The following is an 18,876-nucleotide window of genomic DNA, read 5'->3' on the forward strand; positions in this document are numbered from 1 at the left end:
GTCGAGCTTGATGCCGAATTTACCGATGGCATCCACGCCAAATCCGATCGGCCCGGGTGTGTATCCAGATGCGAAGTTGAGGATAAAGCCTTGGGCCCACTCTTGAGACAAAGATTGCGTTGATCCGTGGAGAGCGGAGAAGTCTCGGCTGAAGAAGTAGTTTCGGGTCTGCAAAACCGCACTGGACTGTTCCAGGAACCCGGTGTCAGTGGCGTGAGCCAGGTTCACGCCAGCGCCTGTGAAAAACAGCGCACACAGCTTGCCTGTATTTCTGATCATAGTTCAGCTCTTGTTTTTATTAGACGTGACTCTCCATGGCCCTCATTTGGGGCTTGCTGGCAGGCGGGAGAGGTAGGACAGCAACTGGCGCGCTGCGTGTGCAGGGCCTGCGGTGTCGAGAGTCATACTCGCTGCATTGAGTGGGCGCAGCAAGAGCAACTTTATTCATGAGGCGTTGCTCAGAAGGCAACGAATGGGTGAGGCTGCTGAATGAACCTGAGGTAAAGCTGACGGTAGGTGTCTCTGACGCATTATGCGCATGCTGCGCCGAGCACAATGACGCAAGATATTAAGTCAGCGAGGTCGGTGTTTTTAAGCTCGTTACAGCCGTCTTGAATGATAGGAGGTCAGCGCGCGAGGAACGACCTGAATAACTATTTTTTCACAAATAACTAACGCTTTTATTACGCGGTAAGTTGCCGGAAATGCTGTCGGCGAGGGGGGTGGTGCAGTTAATGGTAATTACTCTCTTCTTGGTTTTTGATTTCGGATTTTATTAATATTCGCTAAACTTTTTAAAATATAGCCGATAAGATTTAAACAAATCACTGGTCCTTTGAGGTATTCGCCATGACATCAGCAATTGGTAGTTCAATCCGTGTAGCCATGCCCGTTAGCGCCCCGGTCAAGCCCCAGCAGGCGCCCGCCACCCAGATTGACAGCGACGGCGATCGCGACGGCAGCAAGCCGGGCGAAGTCGAGCAAAAAGCGACTTCGGGCTCCGTCGGTACGATCATCAACACCAAAGCTTAAGCTTTCATTGACGTCGACCCCGATCTTCACGCTTTTGCTTTGTTAGCAATAAAGCAGGAGCGGGAAACGGGGCCGACGCTCTCACTCTCAACTGTTTCAGTGCGCCGTCATCGCTAATGATGGGATTCAACTTGGGCCTATCCGCTTGCTGTTGTAATAGGCTCGCAAAAGTCAATCATACTTTCGTAGTAGGAAAGTTGCCTCTTATACAATAAAACTTCTGCGGCGCAATATCAGCGTTCTTCTCCTTCCTCCGCTGCAACTTGTAATTTTCCGTCCAGAACGTATATCTCCTTGAACGCTTGCCCATCGCGCAGCACGAACAAGGCCTGCATGCCGCGTTCCTGAGCCAGGCGTGGGCCTTGCGTTTCGCCCAGGACCATCAAGGCCGTGGCCCATGCGTCGGCGAGCAGGCAGGTTGGCGCCACCACGGTGACGCTGGCGAGGGGGTTGCTCAGTGGTGCGCCGGTCGCCGGGTCCATGGTGTGGGCGTAGGATCGACCCGCCACATCGACCCATTGTCGATAGTCCCCGGAGGTGGCAATGGCGGCGTCGCCGAGCTCCATGACCCCCATCACTTCACGCAGTCCCCGGTTGGGTTTTTCCAGGGCCACGGCCCACGCGCTGCCGTCGGGTTTGACGCCACGGGCACGCATTTCGCCGTCGATACCCACCAGGTAGCGGGTGATGCCAAAACCTTCCAGGCCATGGGCCAATTCGTCGACCCCGAAGCCCTTGGCGATGCCGTTCAAATCCAGGGTCAATGGCGCGCGCTTGCGTACCTGATTGCGCCGTGAATCGACCAACAGGGCGGCGCTGGCCGGCAAACGGGCGCGTGGCGGCATCGCCGCCGACGGCTGCGCGGTGATGGTCTGTTCGCCGGGGCCGAATCCCCAGGCCTGTACCAGGTCACCGACAGCGATGTCGAAGGCTCCGTTGGATTGCTGGCTGATACGCAGCGCCGCCGACAACACCCCAATCATTTCCCGGGGAACCGGCACCCATTCCTGTTCGGCGGCGGCGTTGAGGCGATTGAGGTCGGAGTCGACCTTCCAGGTCGACATCTGCTGGTCCACCTGACCCACGGCCTGCGCGAGGGCCTGGCCGATGGCGTCGGTGTCGATCCCAGCATCTGCATAGAACAACGCCGTGTAGCGCGTGCCCATGGTTTCGCCATTGAGGCTGTAGCGTTGCAGTTCAGTAGATATCTTCACGGTAGCGTCCTTGTGTCTTCAGGGTCAGCACACTGAGCTCGAGAGGCGCGAGCACTTCATCCAGCGCCTGCATCACGCCCTTGGCCATTTCGCGACTGCCACATACCAATACCTGCGCGCCTTTCTCAATCAACCGGCGCAGGGCCAGTGCATCGTTGATCAGCCTGTCCTGGACATAGCTGCGCTCCTGGGCCTGGGAAAAGGCCGCGCGTAACGCCGTCAGGCGGCGGTCCGCCAGGTAGCGCTTGAGTTCCGGCTCGTAGAGAAAGTCCGAGGCCGGGTGGCGTCCACCCCAATACAGGTGCATCGGGTGCCGGTCCTTGTTGTTGCGGATAAAACCGGCCAGGGGACCGATACCGGTACCGGCCCCGATCAGAATCACCGGCTGGCTGCCCGCCGCTGGACGAAACTGCGGGTTGGGCTGGATAAATGCATCGATCCGCGCACCAATTTCCAGGTCATGAAGAAACGCCGAGCACAGGCCGTCCTGGTGTTTACGTACGCAGATTTCCAGCACGCCATCCTCCGAACGACTGGCCAGCGAGTAGAACCGTGGCACCGGGCTGCCCGGGGGCAGGATTCCGACCAGGTCGCCGGCCTGGAAGCTCGGTAGCTCGCCGGCGGCCTTGAAGCCCAGGACCTGGGTCGGCGCATTCACCTGTTCACCGTAGACGGTGCGCTCAGTCAACAGCAGTGATTGGGTGCGCGGACGCTCTGGGGTGTGGACCAGGGTCAGCTCATGTCCGAGTTTCTCACCCAGGGCATGGCCCCAGCGGGCGAACGTCTGCGAGGATTGTCGGTTGATGGTTTCAAGTTCCAGCAACGCCGAGCCACCGGCTTGCAGCAGCGCGTCCTGGACCTGATGGGCGAACTGACAGAAGCGGGCAAACTGTCGATCACCAAAGCCCAGCACGGCAAACGGCAGACCGGGTTTGAGTCCGGACTTACCGAGTCGCGCCAGGAACTGTGTTGCCGAAGCCGGGGCATCGCCGTCGCCGTGGCTCGCGGTGAGAATGAACAGGCGCTTGGCGCTCTGGTACTCGCCGGTCCATTCATTCATCGAGGTGCTGTGTACCTGATGGCCGGCCCGGTGCAAGGCTTCATGCAGGGACTTGGCAAAACCCCAGGTGCTGTTGTTTTCGCTGCCGACCAGAAGCACGCAGTCGGCGGATTGCGCGGTGCTGTTGTGGTTCAGCTTCGGTCCGGCCTTGCGGCGACGCCACCAGAGCAAAATACCGGTCACGCTCATCAACGGTACGCACAGGGCGCAGGCCCCGAGCGGCAGGCCCAGCCACCAGAGGCCTTCAGCGGTATGCAGTTGGTAAATCCACTCGTAAGCGTTGTGCATCGCGTCGTGGGGCAGATAGGACAGCCAGGCTCCGTTGGCCGGGTCCACGTAACCATCGCCCTGGGCCGTGCGCAGGGTAAATACGTCCCGCGGATTGTCGGGGCTTGGGTAAACCAGCTCGCGCAGATCGTTCAGGTCGGTGCTCCGCAAGGCTTGCAGACTAGCGATCGGCAAGGCCGGAGCGGCGCTGATCTGGCTGGGGAAGGGCGGTTCATCCTGGCTGCCGTCGGCGACCAGCCCCAGGGTGGTGGCGGACAGGTACAGCCCGCTCAATGCCGATAGCAGCAGGCCGAGCAAGGCCAGGCGCCCGACTTCCGAATGCCAGCGCTGGCTGAATGTGCCCCGCAGCGGACGCAGCAGGTTGCGCCAGCCGCCCAGGCGCCGCGCCAGCAATAGCGTGCCGGACACCGACAACATCAGGATGAACAGCGCGCCGACGGCGGATACCGCGTGGCCGGGCACGCCGAGGAACAGCGAGCGATGCAGGTCTTTCACCCAGCGCGAGAAGGACGACGGCGCATAGGGCGCGAGGCCCTGGCCGGTCAATGGGTCGACGGTTTCCATCGCGGCCTGATCGTTCCGGGTGTAGTAGACGATCACTGTTCCGGAAGCGCTGCGGCGGATCTGCTCGACGCCAGGGAAATGCTCGGCGACGCGTCCGGCCAGTTGCCCGACATTGATTTGCCCGCTGGCGCTCGGAACACTGTGCAGGCGCTCCAGGGCCGGGTCAATGGACAGCAGCGCACCGCTGATGGCCAGGAGCATGACCAGCAGCGCGGCGATCAGGCCGGGCAGTGAGTGGAACTGGCGAAGCATGTTCAGCCTCCGGTAACGGCAGGTGTTACAGGTCGTAGGTAAAGGACTCGACATAGGTGTTGCCGATGGTCGGCTTGCCCGCCCCCTTGGTGGTCAGGGGCACGCTGACGTCGGCCCGGCCTTCGCGCTTGTTCTCCACGGCGCTGTCGATACGGATCTGAAACCCGGCATCGATCAAGCTGTCCGCCAACTCGACACTGACTTTGAGGGTGTCGCCGCTGCCGACGCTGGCACCGCTGACCCCATCAAATTCAGCGGGTTTCTGGCCGCTGCCGCGGGCCCAGTCGCTCAGATGCCGGTAATACTTGGCCTTGCGGCCGGCGACCCAGAGGGTTTTCTGGTACTGGCCATTGCCGTCGGTGACGTAGATCGCCAGATAGGCATCGCTACCGCTGTAGTCCTTGAGCTGGGTGGTCAGGGTCACTTCACGGGCCTGTGCCAGCTCCGGCAGGGCGAGGGCGCCGACGAGGCAGGTTGCAGCAATGAGGGTCTTCATGACGGTATCCTGTTTGAGCGGTGTGGCAAGAGAATGGACTTGCCGGCTGACAGCAACCTGAATCCTTGGAAATAGCTGCCGCAGCCGGCGTCTGTGGCATACCCTAGAGCGCATTCCTGACAGCCACCTGAATCTTCAGGCTCACGTCAGCAAAGGCATTTAAGCTGCGCCACGACAACCATCACGAGAGGTGCCGCATGCGGGTTTTACTGGTCGAGGACGCAGCAGGGTTGGGGGAGGCCGTGCGCGAGCAGATCGCCGATGATGGCCACGCCGTGGATTGGGTGCAGCGCCTGGACCATGCGCGCAGCAGTGTGCGCAGCACACCTTACGACCTGATCCTGCTCGACCTGATGCTACCGGACGGTCGCGGGCTGGACTTTTTGCGCCAGCAACGCTCGGCCGGGGATGTGACCCCGGTGATCATCCTGACCGCCCAGGACCAGATATCCGAGCGTATTGCCGGCCTGAATGCCGGTGCCGACGACTACCTGGTCAAGCCGTTCGATCTGTTTGAACTCTCGGCCCGGGTGGCCGCTGTGGCCCGCCGGTACAGCGGCAATCCCAACCCGCACATCAGGCTCGGTGATCTGCAGGTCGATATGAGCGCCCGCACGGTACAGCGTGGCGGCGCGATCGTGGATCTCACGGCCCGCGAGTGGGCGCTGTTCGAGGCGTTTGTCCAGCGTCCCGCGGCGCTGTTGTCCAAGTCGCAGCTCGAGGAGCGGCTGTACGCCTTTGGCGCCGAAATCGAGAGCAATACCATCGAGGTCTATATCAGCCGCCTGCGTAAAAAGCTCGGCCGGGAAATGATTGAAACCGTGCGCGGCATGGGCTACCGGTTGATCTGCGAATGAAGCCGTCGGCAAGCTTGCAGAAACGCCTGGGACTGGGCCTGACCCTGGGCATGACCTTGCTTTGGCTGGGGGGCACCGTCGGCGCCTGGCTGGTGGTGCAACATGAGTTGAACGAGGCGTTCGACAGCGCGTTGGAAGAAACTGCGCAACGCATCCTGCCGCTGGCAGTGCTGGAAATCGACAATCGCGAAGAACCGCGCGAGGCTCAACACGTTCCCACCCTGAGAATGCACAAGGAGTACCTGTCCTATCTGGTGCGCGATGCCAACGGCGAAATCCTGATGCAGTCCCACGACGCCAGCCCGAAGGTCTTCAGCAAACAGCCGGGCGAAGGCTTCTCCACCACTGAAAAGTACCGCCTGTACGGCGCCAGTGCACGGCATGGAACGGTGTTTATCGAGATCGCCGAGCCCTTGGGCCATCGCCGTGAAGCCGCGCGCGAAGCGCTGTTTGCCTTGTTGCTGCCGTTACTGGCACTGATCCCCATCAGTCTGCTGGGCACCTGGCTGTTCGTGCGGATCAGTCTGCGCAGCGTATTGGCCTATCGCCGAGCCGTTGAAGTGCGGGGTGTCGGTGATCTGTCGCCGATCCAGGTGGCACGCTTGCCGGCTGAAATCGATCCGCTGGCCGAAGCGGTCAACCACCTGCTGGAGCGCTTGCGCAAGGCGTTGGAGGCAGAGCGCAGTTTCACCGCCAACAGTGCCCATGAACTGCGTACCCCCCTGGCCGCGACGCTGGCGCAGATCCAGCGGCTGCGCCACGAGGCCCCCGAAGGCCCGTTGCGCGCGCGCGCGACAAAGATCGAAAGCTCCTTGCGGGAGTTGGCCAGGCTCTCGGAAAAGCTTATGCAACTGGCCAAGGCCGAAGGCGGCGGGCTGTTGTCCGAGACCCCCCAGGACCTGATTCCGTTGCTGGCCCATGTGGTTGATGAATGGAACCACCACAGCGCTCGGCGGATCGAGTTGCAGCTACCGGCCCAGGCCAGTGTCTTTACGGCCATCGACCCGGACGCCTTCGGCATCCTGTTGCGCAACCTGATCGAGAATGCGTTGAAGTACGGGGCGGCGGATCAGCCAGTCGAAGTCGGTCTTAGCGAGCGGGGGCTGTTGCGGGTGGTCAATGGCGGGCCGGCGGTGCCGGAGCCGGTGTTGCAGCGCTTGACCGAGCGCTTTGTCAGGGGCAGCAGCGAGGCGAGCGGTTCGGGGCTGGGCTTGGCAATTGCCAAGACCATTGTCCATGGGGTCAAGGCAAGCATGACATTGGCATCGCCCGCTCCGGGTCGGGCGGACGGTTTCGAAGTGGCCATCCAGTTTCATCTGGCATCGACTCTGCCCGGTTGAGCAGGGCCCTCTGGCTTTAATCGCCAGATAAGCGTCCTGGACAGCGAAAATGGGCGGGTGGTCTACAATTGAGATTCAAAATGTCCGGTCGCAGGATGTTTGCATAATGATGTAGAGAGCCGTTGGCATGTCGCAGGCTATGGAGTTGGCACTGGATCCGTGCCGGTAAAATGGATTTATGTGAGGGGGCTATGAATAATTCTATTGCTACCGACGAGCCGTCTGAAGCTATCCATCTTATAATTAAAATCTATGCTTGCTTGCTGCTCGCGGGGTTTGCGTTTGTTCCGGCCTATCTGACTGGCTACTTGTACTTCTTCCAGGATCCGAGCCTTTTATTCGAGAACCACACGTTCCATATCATTGCGATCACGGCCGCCGCCCTGGAGGGTTTGTTTGTTACTTACGTAACCTGGTGCTGCTATCAGTCGTCGGGAGATCCGCTGCTGCGCTGGATGACATTGGGCTTTCTCGGTTTTGTGATGACCTATGCCTTGCATGGGGCGTTCACCGGGCTTGCCCACTCCCATCTCTGGCTCTTCCTGCTTTACGGCCCGGCCTCGCGACTGGTCATGGCGATACTGCTGTTGGTCGGCATGCTGTCCTACCATCAACCCCCTGACTCTGCGGCCCAACGCACAAAGCTCCGCCCGTGGTTGACCTGGATAGGGCTGTTCCTGCTGGTTGACCTGGCAGTGGCATTCGTTGCTAACTCCCAGGTTGCTGGCCATCCCGCAGTACGCCTCTCGCTGGAAGGTGGGGCCCTGGTTTTTTCCGCCTTGAATGTGGCAGTGCTGCTGTTGCGTCGTTTCCGTTCGCCGCTGATGGTGATTTTTGCCATCTCGGTTACCGCGTTCGCGTTGTCTTCCCTTACGTTCATCCTGGCGCGTCCCTGGAACCATATGTGGTGGCTCGGCCATGCGATCTTCGCCGCTGGATTCTTCCTGTTGAGCTATGGGGTGGCGCAAGCGTTCCTCAGCACCCGCTCGTTCTCGAAAATCTACAGTCAAGGGGAACTGATGGTGCGTCTTGCCGAGGCGATGGCGTACACCGAAAATGCCTTGCAGGAACTGCAACGCACCAATCAGGAACTCGGCCACCTTGCGGCGACCGATCCATTGACTGGCGCGGACAATCGGCGTCGTTTCATGGAGCGAGTCGAGGCCGAAATTGACCGGGCCAAGCGCGGCGGCGTTCCGTTCTCGGTGTTGGCGCTCGACCTGGACAACTTCAAGTCCATCAATGATCGCTTTGGGCATCAGGTGGGCGATGACATCCTCAAGAGATTCGTGCAGGAGTGTCTCGAATCGATCCGGCCCTACGACGGCGTAGCCCGAGTGGGTGGGGAAGAGTTCATGATCTTGCTGCCCCAGACTTCACTCGAAGGCGCGCGGGTAATCGCCGAGCGTTTGCGAAACACCATTGCAACGACTTCTTTCAATATCAGCCAGCAACGGCTGACCACGGTCACAGTGAGCATCGGCGTATCGCAATACGGCCGTGACGGGGACGCCATCGAAGAAATTCTGCGTGTGGCCGATCAACGCCTATATGACGCGAAACACCAAGGCCGCAACTGTGTCGTCACTGCCATCAAAACCGTCCTGCAGCCTCTGCCCTGATCACCTACCGCCGGGTACTTCGCCATCGACAATAGATATGCCGTGGAGTCAGGCGTATTCGATGTCGCGGTTATTTTCGAGACGGTATCTGCGTAGCTGATATTTCCTGGCCTTCATCTTGATGTAGGGATTTTCCTACCCCGCTTCCCGGTATCCCTACCGCAGAATAAGGATGCGCCGATGGTGACGGTGCCATAGTTGAGCCACTATCTCCTTCAGCAGTCGAAACATCGCCAAACCAGCACGACACTTTCTTCAAAATCACCCGCGTAGGCTGACTTTCAAGAGCGCAACACTCAAGCCAAGGAGGCTTTATAGGAAGTGCCATAGAATAAATTTAACGAGGGCAGGTAATGTTGAAATGTCATGAGTTCTATCAGTTGGCTCCCGACAGTGAGGCAAAACCCTTTTGGAGGGATCGACCCACCAACCCTGAATTGGACGCGCTTTGCGCGTTGGGTTGTACCAGTGGAACAGCAGACGATAGCGGTTCATCCATTGCTGTTTCTCCCCAGGACGCCTCCAGCGCCCAGCAGCCCCCGCGAATGGCAATGAGCGACGAGCTGGTGGCAGCCAGGAACATCTGCGCAAAAGCCCAGGCCGCCGTGGTTGAGATGTTCAGGCATGTACGCATGGGGCGTGCTCTGGAACTGGAAAATATCAGCGCACTTGTCGATGACATTTCCAATTCGATTTCACGCCACCCCGACGCATTTATCAGCCTGGCTCGTCTGAAAAGTATCGATGATTACACCTATATGCATTCGGTCGCCGTCTGCGCCCTGATGATTGCCCTGGGCAATCAACTGGGCCTGCCCGAAGCCCTGATCCGCAGTGTGGGGCTCGCCGGCCTGCTGCATGATATTGGCAAAATGGCCATTCCCGGGTCGATTCTCAACAAACCCGGGCGCTTGACCGACGAAGAACTGCAGTTGGTGCGTACCCATCCTCTTGAAGGGGAAAAGCAGCTGTTGGCCACATCGCAGGTGTGCGAGATGGTCGTGGATGTTTGCCTGCACCACCACGAAAGGGTCGACGGCAAGGGCTACCCGCATCAATTGGCGGGCGAGCAGATCAGCCTCTTTTCGCGGATGGCCGCTGTTTGCGACGTCTATGACGCAATCACCTCCGATCGCTCTTATAACGATGGATGGGATCCAGCCGTTGCGATCCAGCAGATGTCATCCTGGGAGGGGCACTTTGATGATGAAGTATTTCGAGCCTTCTTGAAATGCGTGGGTATTTATCCCGTGGGCTCGCTTGTTCAACTGAAAAGTGGCGGTATCGGCGTGGTGGTCGAGCAGCACCGTCATTCACTCCTGACGCCCAAGGTGAAGTTGTTCTATGTGCCGGTGTTGAATGTTCATATAACACCAAAAATCGTGGACCTGAGTGATCCGTTGCAGAAGGACCGGATCTGTGCCCGTATCCCTGTCCAGCGCTATGGCTTCAAAGACATCGATGCCTTGTGGTTGGAAGATCGCGTACCGCAAAAAATTTGACAAAATATATAGCTGTACCGTCATTGCGGCAGATGGCTCTGGTAGCCGAGCGCGTGGCGCAAGCAGCATAAAAATATAATTCCAGCCTGGCGTGCGAAACATATTAGCGTGCCGACATCTGAAGATGTGGGTGATTATTAGCTTGGGCGGGAGATATAAATATCATGAAGTTTAACTCATTGCAGACTCGGATTTGCTTTACCGCTGGTCTGTGTCTGTTTATATCGTCGGCCAGCCTGGTGCTATACGGACTTTTTTCTTCTTCGGCCAATGAGCACTATGTGAGTGCTGAAGTTTCCACGCTTATTGAAAGCTCAACCATACGTGAGGTGCAAAATCTGGCGGAGTCCCGCGCCAATGCCATTCAGGCGAAGCTGCAAAATGCCCTCGATTCAGCACGAACACTGGCCAATGCATTCGCCGCCAGCAAGGCCGAGCAGAGTCCACTTCCGTTAGGTCGTGAACAGATCAATACGCTGTTGCTCAGCGTACTCAAAGACAACCCTGATTTTAATGGCACTTATTCCTGCTGGGAGCCGGACGCACTGGACGGCCAGGATCCGGCATTTCGCAATAACGAAGGCGGCAACAACCCCTTGACCGGGCGTTTCACCCCCTATTGGACGCGCAGTTCGGACGGTCATATCGCGGTTCAACCGCTGGTCGAATATGACTCCCAGGCTCGCCATCCCAATGGTGTGGCAAAGGGTGGCTGGTACACCGGGCCTCGCGACACCCAGAAAGAAAGCGTATTGGACCCCATCCCTTATGTGGTGCAAGGCAAGAACGTGTGGCTGACCACGCTTTCAGTGCCAATTATTGCCAATGGCAAATTCTACGGGGTGGTTGGCGCGGACTTCGATATCGCGTTTATCCAGAAACTCAGCGAACAGATGTCAGCCGGCCTTTACGGCGGCAAAGGCTCCGTTTCGATCCTGAGCAACCAGGGACTGGTCGTTGCAGACAGCCAGCGAACCGATCTGATCGGCCAACCGCTCAAGGGCTTACTGCCTGACACCTGGGAAAAAATCCTCGCCGATATCCAGAACGCCCGTGGTACCGGCCAGCTCAACAAGGACAGCCAGAACATCGAAGTGTTGATGCCCATTCAACTGGGCCGCACCGGCAAACCCTGGGCAATCTTGATTCGCCTGCCCAAGGCCGTGGTAATGAGCCAGGCGATTGTCCTGGAACAGGAGCTGAAGTCGCGCAGTCTCAGCAACAGCATCTGGCAGGTCTGCGTGGGCCTGAGCATTTCCCTCCTGGCCTTGCTGGCCCTCTGGTTCGCCACCGCCAAAATCGTCGGGCCGATTCGTGAGGCCGCAGCCTTGGCGGCCAGTATCAGCCTGGGGGATTTCTCACGTCGGCTGGTTCAAAAGTCCGAAGATGAAGTCGGACAGTTATCGTTCGCCCTGAATGATATGTCAGAAAGCCTGCAACGCCAGGTCAGAGTAGCCGAACGCATTTCCGAGGGGGACCTGGATCTGGAGGTCCAGCTATCGTCGCCCCAGGACACCCTGGGCAAGTCCCTGGCGAAAATGGTCAGCAACCTGAATAACCTGATTTCGGAAGTACAGGTCAGCGCGACTCAAATCACCGGCAGTTCCGCCCAGGTCACCGAGTTGAGTCAGTCGCTTTCGGATGGCGCGTCCAATTCCGCCTCGTCCATTACGCAAATCAGCGCGGTGATGACGCAGATGGCGGCACAGACTTCCGACAACGCCGCCAATGCCAAGAAAGCTGACGAACAGTCCCAGGTGTCACGGGGCGATGCGGGCGAAAGTGACAAGTTGATGAGCGAGTTGATTGCCGCCATGGCTGAAATCGACAAGTCGGGCAAAGACATCACCGCGATCATCACCACCATTGACAACATCGCTGCCCAGACCAATCTGCTTGCCTTGAATGCTGCGATCGAGGCCGCCAGGGCCGGTGAGCTGGGGCGCGGCTTTGCGGTAGTCGCCGATGAGGTCCGCAGCCTGGCCGCACGCAGTGCCGAAGCCGCCCAGCAAACGGCAGCCCTGATAGCCGACTCTTCGGTCAAGACCCAGCGCGGCATGATCATTGCCGGCCGTACTGCCGACTCCTTGAGAAACATCGTCAGCGGGACCAGCGAGGTCTCAAGCCTGGTGTCACTGATCTATCAGGCTTCGAGCGAGCAGGCATCCGGCCTGCAACAGGCCAGCCTTGGCCTTGAGCAGATCGATGAGGTCACCCAGCGCAATCAGTCCAACTCACAGGAGTGCGCGGTGGCTGCCAGGAACCTCTCGGAGCGTGCGAGCAGCATGCAACTCGGTCTCAGCCGGTTCAAAGTCAAAAGCGCCTAGGCCATGAGCAAACGGTGGTGGTGCGACTGAGCCGGAGGCGACGTCAAGTTATCTCAAGGAAAGACCACATTCGCCAGAACCGACGCCCCAGGGTCAGTGTTACCTGACCCTGGGGCGCTCATTGAGGTGCCGAACTCAGGATTGCGCGGACAACCAGGCCCGCCAGCCTCCCCAAGCGCTGACATCGGTTGCGCCGTCCAAGCCATGCCCCTCGCAAATGAACCCGGTTTCCCAGCGACCGTCGTCCAACTGCAGCTTACCCAACCCGAGAGGCGCCGGGATCCCGATCAGGAACGAGCCGAGCTCGCTGCTGGGCAATTGCCAGACCTCCACGGCGATGGCCACGCCGCCTTCCGCCACCCGGACCATCCCCGGCCGTTTCACGGGACCGCCGGCCAGCGCATACAGCCGATAGTTCGGTGAACTGCGGGTCGTTTCGAGCAAGCGCGCGCCCCGTTGCCGGAGTTGCCCGTTGAGCGCCAGGCCGTCCAGGTGCGCGCCGCAGACCACCAGGCGGACCTGATCATGGCGTGCCTCACGGCCCGCTGCTTGGCCCCCCTGGTAGGCATGGGCGAGGCTCAGCAGGTATTGATCGGTGAAGGCCCGGCCAAACAACGTCACGCCCCACGGCAGGCCGTTGTCCATGAAACCACTGGGGACGGCCACGGCGGCATAGTCCAGCAGGTTCATGAAGTTGGTGTAGTAACCCAGCTCCGCGTTGCGCAGCACCGGTTCTTCGGCTAACTCGGCCAAGGTCACCGGGCGGCCGAGGGTGGGCGTCAAGACACAATCCAGCTCGGCCAACAGGCGGTCGCATTCAGCCTTGAGTGCCTGCAGGCGATACTGGGCGCGGAAGGTCTGCACGCCGCTGACTTGTGGGGCTTTTGCCAGTACCGCATGGATCACCGGCAGGATGGCCTCCGGCCGGGTTTGTGCCAGGTCGCCGATGACGCTATAGCGCTCGGCCACCCACGGACCTTCATAGAGCAGCCGTGCGGCCTCGAGAAACGGCGACAGGTCGAGACTGACTGCTTCGCCACCCAACGCCTGCAAGCGCTCGACCGCGGCGGCAAACAGCCCGGGGCCTTCGGTGCAGCCGAAAAACTCCAGGTCCTGCGCGAGCGGCACACCAAATCGGAACGGCCGTACAGCGCCGAATGCAGTGCCATCGTTCCACGCTGGATTGGCGCGGCTGTAGGCGTCTTGCGGATCCTGCTGCGCGATCAGCGCCAGCAACTGGCTTGCCTCGGCGGCGCTGGCGGTGAAGGTCGTCACGCAGTCGAGGGTACGGCAGGCCGGGACTACTCCCGCGGTTGACAGCAGGCCCTTGGTCGCCTTGAGGCCGACCAGGTTATTCAACGCCGCCGGCACCCGGCCCGAGCCGGCGGTATCGGTGCCCAGGGCAAAGCTTGCCAGGCCCAGCGCGACCGTCAGCGGCGATCCCGCGCTGGAACCTCCGGATGGATAGTCATTGAGCACGCTGTTGCGGCAGGCACCGTACGGCGAACGGGTACCATTGAGCCCGGTGGCAAACTGGTCGAGGTTGGTTTTACCCAGCGGTATCGCCCCAAGGTCGATCAACTGCTGGACAACGCTTGCCGAGCGTTGCGGGGTATAGGCGAACGCCGGGCATGCCGCGGTCGTGGGGACGCCCGCCAGATCGATGTTGTCCTTGATCGCAAAGGGCACGCCGTACAACGGCAGCGTGTCCGGCGCGCGGGACTCAAGGGCGGCCAGGTAAGGCTCCAGCTCTTCGACACTGAGCAGGTGGATGAACAGATTGAACTCGGGGTTCAGCGCCTCGGCCTGTTCACGCAATGCGAGCAGCAGGCGGCGTGGCGAGCATTCGCCGCTCGCGTAACGTGCCCGCAGGACATCCAGTCGCAGATCATCTTTCATGGCTTTTCTCCTGTAGCGGTGACGGGCTCAATCACGACCACCCGCTGCCCGGCGCGTACCGCCGAGCCGGGTTGCACGCGCACTTCTCGAATGATGCCGGCACAGGGCGCCAGCAGCGGAATTTCCATTTTCATCGACTCCAGCACCAGCAACGCGGTGTCCGCGGCGACCCAGTCGCCCACCGTGACCTGAACCTGCCAGAGGTTGCCGGCAATCGGGCTTTCCACGCTGGTTTGATGAGCCGGCAGCGGGGCTTCGTCGCTGGCTTCGGCCACTGCTTCGGTACTTTCGAAATGAGCTTGGCCGCTGTCAATCCAGCGCTGTCTTTCAGCCGAGAATGCGCTTTGCTGCTGGTCCCGGAACGCTTGGATACTGTCCGCCTCATTGGCGAGGAAAGCCTGGTAGTCGGCCAGGCGCAGATGACTGCGCTCGATGTTCAGGTCGAAGCGGCCGAGAGGGAAATCGCGACGGATGCGCAACAACTCCTGTGCGCTGACCGGGTAAAAGCGGATCTGATCGAAGAAGCGCAACAGCCAGGGTTTGCCGGAGAACGCCGCGACTTCGCGGTAACGGTTCCACATCTGCAGGGTACGGCCGACGAACTGGTAACCACCCGGGCCTTCCATGCCATAAACGCACAGGTAGGCGCCGCCGATCCCCACCGAGTTCTCGGCGGTCCAGGTCCGCGCCGGGTTGTACTTGGTGGTTACCAACCGATGCCGGGGATCCAGCGGTGTCGCCACCGGTGCGCCGAGGTAGACGTCGCCCAGTCCCATGACCAGGTAGCTGGCCTCGAACACCGTGCGCTGTACTTCATCGAGGTCGGGCAGGTCATTGATCCGACGAATGAACTCCAGATTGCTGGGGCACCATGGCGCGTCCTTGCGCACCGTGGTCATGTATTTCTCAATGGCCAGCTGGCACGCCGGGTCATCCCACGACAGCGGCAGATGCACGATACGCGAGGGCACCTGCAAGTCGCGGGTGGCACAGACCGCGTCCCACTCGCCGGCGACGATCTCCAGCAACCGGGCCAACGGCAGTTGCTCAGGTTGATAGTGCACTTGCAGCGAGCGGATACCGGGCGTGAGGTCGATGACCCCGGGCAATGCCTTGGCTTCCAGGGCCTGCATCAAGGCGTGGCCACGGAAACGCAACACCAGGTCGAGTTCGGCGGCACCGATTTCCAGCAGCAGATGCGTATCGCCGGCCAAGCGTGCCAGCAGGCGCGTGTCGTCCTGGCCAAGGTCCAGGACAATGGGCGATTGCAGGGCGATTGCCTGCGCCGATGGGCCGGCATCCTCGGACGGCTCGGCCGTCAGCGCCGCCGTGGCGAGCTGGCGCGCCCGCGCGAGGTCGGTCGGCAGGAAGCGCACCTTGTCCCCGGCCTTGAGCTGGCCCAATTGCCAGAGGTCGGCCTCGATGACGGTTACCGGGCACACGAAGCCCCCCAGGCTCGGGCCGTCGGGGCCGAGGATCACCGGCATGTCACCGGTGAAATCCACCGCGCCGATGGCATAGGGGTTGTCGTGGATGTTGGACGGATGGAGACCGGCCTCGCCACCGTCTTCGCGTACCCATTCGGGTTTCGGTCCGATCAGGCGCACGCCGGTACGGCTGGAATTGAAATGCACTTCCCAGTCGGTGGCGAAGAAGGTGTGCATGTAGTGTTCGGTGAAATACTCCGGCGCGCCATGGGGGCCGTAGATCACCCGGATAGTCCGCAGCGCCGCCAGCGGCGCTTGCTCAGGGAGCCGCGCACCGGCGCTGGTATCGGTCAGCGCGGCCAGGTGCAGCACATCGCCGGCGCGTAGCGCTCGTCCGCCGTGGCCACCGAACTGACCGAGCGTGAAGGTGCTTTTGCTGCCCAGGTAATCCGGCACCTGCACGCCACCGCGCAAGCACAGGTAACTGCGCGCACCGGCACCCGTCATATTGCCCAGGTTCAAGACCGAACCGGCTTTGATCCGCAGCGCGGTATTCATTGCCATCTCGGCGCCATCGAGGGTCACCGGCAGCACCGCGCCGGTCACGGCCACTACGGCGTCCGTGTTGAAGCGCAGGCTCGGACCGTTCATGGTCACTTCGAGAGCCGCGCAACCCTCGGGGTTGCCCAGCAGCAGGTTGCCCAGGCGCAATGCCCGGCTGTCCATCGGCCCCGAAGGCGGCACGCCGACGGCCCAGTAGCCCTGGCGCCCGGGGTAATCCTGCACGCTGGTCTGAGTGCCGCCGCTGAGCACTTCGAAGGTCTCGGCGTGATAGCTCAGGCCTTCCAGGCAGCGGGTCCAGGGCTGGCCGCCGGCGAACGGCGCGTCGAGGAGGATTTGGCGCAGGTAGTCGCGGTTGGTCTCGACGCCATAAAGCTGGCTCTCACCCAGCGCCTGGTGCAGGTCCAGGCGTGCCTGTTCGCGGTCCTCGGCCCAGGTGATGATTTTGGCCAGCATCGGGTCGAAGTAGGGCGGGATCTCACAACCGGCCTCGATCCAGGTATCGATGCGCAGCGCCCGGCCATCGGCGCTTGGGAATTTCACCGCCGTCAACAGCCCCGGGCTTGGCTGGAAGTCCTTGCCCGGATCCTCGGCGTACAAGCGCGCTTGCACCGCGTGGCCGCGAGGTTGCAGGCGCGCGCCCAGCTCGCTGAGTGGCGGCAGGTCACCGGCGGCCAGTTGCACCATCCAGCGCACCAGGTCGACCCCCCAGACCTGTTCGGTAACACCGTGCTCGACCTGAAGGCGAGTGTTCACTTCCAGGAAGTAAAAGCGTTGATCGGCACTGTCGAAAACAAACTCGACGGTGCCGGCGCTGCGGTAGTTGACCGCCCGGGTCAATTGCACGGCGGCGCTGCACAGGGCTTCGGCCATGCCCTCGGGCAGGTTGGGCGCCGGGGTTTCTTCCAGCACCTTCTGGTTGCGGCGTTGCACCGAGCAATCGCGCACGCCCAGGGCCAGGACCTCGCCGGCACCGTCGCCGAACACCTGGACCTCCAGGTGGCGGGCGCGCTGGATGTATTTTTCGATGAACACGCCGGCGTTGCTGAAGTTGTTCTGCCCCAGGCGCTTGACGGTCTCAAAGGCTTCTTGCAGCTCTTTGGCGCCGTGGCAGACGCGCATGCCGATGCCGCCGCCACCCGCGGTGCTCTTGAGCATGATCGGGTAACCCACCTGGGCCGCGGCCCGCAGCGCATCGTCGAGGCTGTCCAGCAGTTCGCTGCCGTCCAGCAATGGTACGCCGTGCTGGCGGGCGAGGGCGCGAGCGGTGTGCTTGAGGCCGAACAGTCGCAGTTGTTCCGGGGTCGGGCCGACAAAGGCAATACCGGCCGCTTCGCAGGCCTGGGCGAAGTCGGCGTTTTCCGAGAGGAAGCCATAGCCGGGATGAATGGCCTGGGCGCCGCTGGCCCTGGCCGCGGCGAGGATCTTGTCCGCCGCCAGGTAGGTGCCGGCGGCGGCCCCTTCGCCCAGGCTCAGGGCCTGGTCGGCTTCCAGGATGTGGCGGCTGGTGATATCCGCTTCGGAATAGACCGCCACCCCTTTGACCTTGAGTTCACGCAGGGTGCGCAGGAGGCGGCAGGCGATGGCACCGCGGTTGGCAATCAATAGTGTGTCGAACATGACGGTTTCCCTGGAGGCGGCACTTGTCCGCCTCGGCTGGGGTGCGGGTCGTCCCACAGTTTTTCGAAAGGGTCTTGGGGTCGTCCCCAGACAGCGATCAAGGCCGCTGGCGTGGCAGCGTCTGGCCCGAACGACTCTGACACAGAGTGAACAGCCATAGCCGCAGGGGCTTGAGCCAGGGTTTCAGTCCCATATCAGCAGCTCCGCGGGCGTTGGGTTATAGCCATTGCACGGGTTGTTCAGTTGCGGGCAGTTGGAAATCAGCACGATCACGTCCATCTCCGCGCGCAGTTGCACGTACTTCCCGGGGGCGGAGATGCCGTCCTCGAAAGTCAGGGCACCTTCGGCTGTCACCGGCACGTTCATGAAGAAGTTGATATTCGGGCTGATGTCCCGTTTGCCCAGCCGGCCATCATGGGCGCAGGCGCGCAGGTAGTTGTCGCGGCAGCTGTGCATATGCCGTTTGTCCAGGGCATAGCGCACGCTGTTGCTTTCCTGGGCGCAGGCCCCGCCGAGGGTGTCGTGGCGACCGCAAGTGTCTTCGACGATGGTCAGCAATGGCCGGCCAAGGTTGGAGTAGAGCACGCTGCCGCGGCCCAGGTAGACGTTGTTCTGGCGCCGCAGGGTGCGTTGGACGTCGTAACGTTCACGCGGGTTGGCCGCGCTGTAGAACAGCGTATCAACCGCCTGGTTGCCTTTCAGGTCGAGGATGCACAGCGTCTGGCCGGCTTTCACTTCGGTGAGCCAAGGCTCGCCTGCCGGGACAGTGGCCCGATAGCGTGCCGATTCGGGGTGCGGATAAGTGGTCATGGGAT

Annotated in this window: 13 protein-coding genes; 6 read left to right on the forward strand and 7 right to left on the reverse strand. The window is 61.1% G+C overall.

Translation table 11 applies throughout. The annotated features are described in order from the left end of the window. The coding region (locus tag M5B96_RS04805; RefSeq protein WP_248795429.1) for an OprD family outer membrane porin at positions 1-279 on the reverse strand (279 nt) is incomplete at its 3' end. Between the two features lie 570 nt (positions 280-849). On the opposite strand from M5B96_RS04805, the gene M5B96_RS04810 reads away from it, so the two are divergent. Then, positions 850-1,032 (forward strand): hypothetical protein, encoded by a 183-nt coding sequence (locus tag M5B96_RS04810; protein ID WP_248795431.1) that lies wholly within the window; start codon positions 850-852, stop codon positions 1,030-1,032. 233 nt (positions 1,033-1,265) lie between these two features. Here the strand turns inward: M5B96_RS04810 and M5B96_RS04815 are convergent, their stop codons facing one another. Genes M5B96_RS04815 through M5B96_RS04825 form a run of 3 tightly spaced genes read right to left on the reverse strand, consistent with a single transcriptional unit; the run spans position 1,266 to position 4,906 of the window. Beyond that, the gene (locus tag M5B96_RS04815; RefSeq protein ID WP_248795888.1) at positions 1,266-2,240 is read right to left on the reverse strand and encodes an FAD:protein FMN transferase; all 975 of its coding nucleotides are present in this window, start codon (positions 2,238-2,240) and stop codon (positions 1,266-1,268) included. After that, the gene (locus M5B96_RS04820; RefSeq protein ID WP_248795433.1) at positions 2,230-4,410 is read right to left on the reverse strand and encodes a PepSY domain-containing protein; all 2,181 of its coding nucleotides are present in this window, start codon (positions 4,408-4,410) and stop codon (positions 2,230-2,232) included. Before M5B96_RS04820 ends, M5B96_RS04815 begins: the two co-directional genes overlap by 11 nt. A gap of 25 nt (positions 4,411-4,435) precedes the next feature. Then, positions 4,436-4,906: a DUF2271 domain-containing protein gene (locus M5B96_RS04825; protein WP_248795434.1), complete on the reverse strand. Its 471-nt coding sequence runs from the start codon at positions 4,904-4,906 to the stop codon at positions 4,436-4,438. Positions 4,907-5,103: 197 nt separating this feature from the next. On the opposite strand from M5B96_RS04825, the gene M5B96_RS04830 reads away from it, so the two are divergent. The 5 genes from M5B96_RS04830 to M5B96_RS04850 all read left to right on the forward strand — a co-directional run bounded on the left by M5B96_RS04830 (position 5,104) and on the right by M5B96_RS04850 (position 12,554). Continuing rightward, a complete protein-coding gene (locus tag M5B96_RS04830; RefSeq protein ID WP_248795436.1) occupies positions 5,104-5,763 on the forward strand; it encodes a response regulator transcription factor in 660 nt (219 codons plus the stop codon). Further along, entirely contained in the window at positions 5,760-7,103 is a 1,344-nt protein-coding gene (locus M5B96_RS04835) for an ATP-binding protein (protein ID WP_248795438.1), read from the forward strand. Before M5B96_RS04830 ends, M5B96_RS04835 begins: the two co-directional genes overlap by 4 nt. A gap of 191 nt (positions 7,104-7,294) precedes the next feature. Continuing rightward, entirely contained in the window at positions 7,295-8,725 is a 1,431-nt protein-coding gene (locus tag M5B96_RS04840; protein ID WP_248795439.1) for a GGDEF domain-containing protein, read from the forward strand. A 551-nt stretch (positions 8,726-9,276) separates the two neighbouring features. After that, complete coding sequence (locus tag M5B96_RS04845; protein WP_248795441.1) at positions 9,277-10,227, forward strand: HD-GYP domain-containing protein; 951 nt, start codon at positions 9,277-9,279, stop codon at positions 10,225-10,227. A 164-nt stretch (positions 10,228-10,391) separates the two neighbouring features. Further along, positions 10,392-12,554: a methyl-accepting chemotaxis protein gene (locus M5B96_RS04850; protein ID WP_248795443.1), complete on the forward strand. Its 2,163-nt coding sequence runs from the start codon at positions 10,392-10,394 to the stop codon at positions 12,552-12,554. Positions 12,555-12,689: 135 nt separating this feature from the next. Here M5B96_RS04850 and atzF read toward each other — a convergent pair whose 3' ends face one another. From atzF to M5B96_RS04865, 3 genes are all read right to left on the reverse strand, one after another. Next, the gene (gene atzF / locus M5B96_RS04855; RefSeq protein WP_248795445.1) at positions 12,690-14,453 is read right to left on the reverse strand and encodes an allophanate hydrolase; all 1,764 of its coding nucleotides are present in this window, start codon (positions 14,451-14,453) and stop codon (positions 12,690-12,692) included. Further along, positions 14,450-18,061: an urea carboxylase gene (gene uca, locus M5B96_RS04860; protein WP_248795447.1), complete on the reverse strand. Its 3,612-nt coding sequence runs from the start codon at positions 18,059-18,061 to the stop codon at positions 14,450-14,452. Before uca ends, atzF begins: the two co-directional genes overlap by 4 nt. Positions 18,062-18,244: 183 nt before the next feature. Continuing rightward, positions 18,245-18,871 (reverse strand): urea amidolyase associated protein UAAP2, encoded by a 627-nt coding sequence (locus tag M5B96_RS04865; protein WP_248795448.1) that lies wholly within the window; start codon positions 18,869-18,871, stop codon positions 18,245-18,247. Positions 18,872-18,876: the final 5 nt, after the last annotated feature.

It is taken from the genome of Pseudomonas sp. MWU13-2105, assembly GCF_023242315.1.
Taxonomy (GTDB): domain Bacteria; phylum Pseudomonadota; class Gammaproteobacteria; order Pseudomonadales; family Pseudomonadaceae; genus Aquipseudomonas.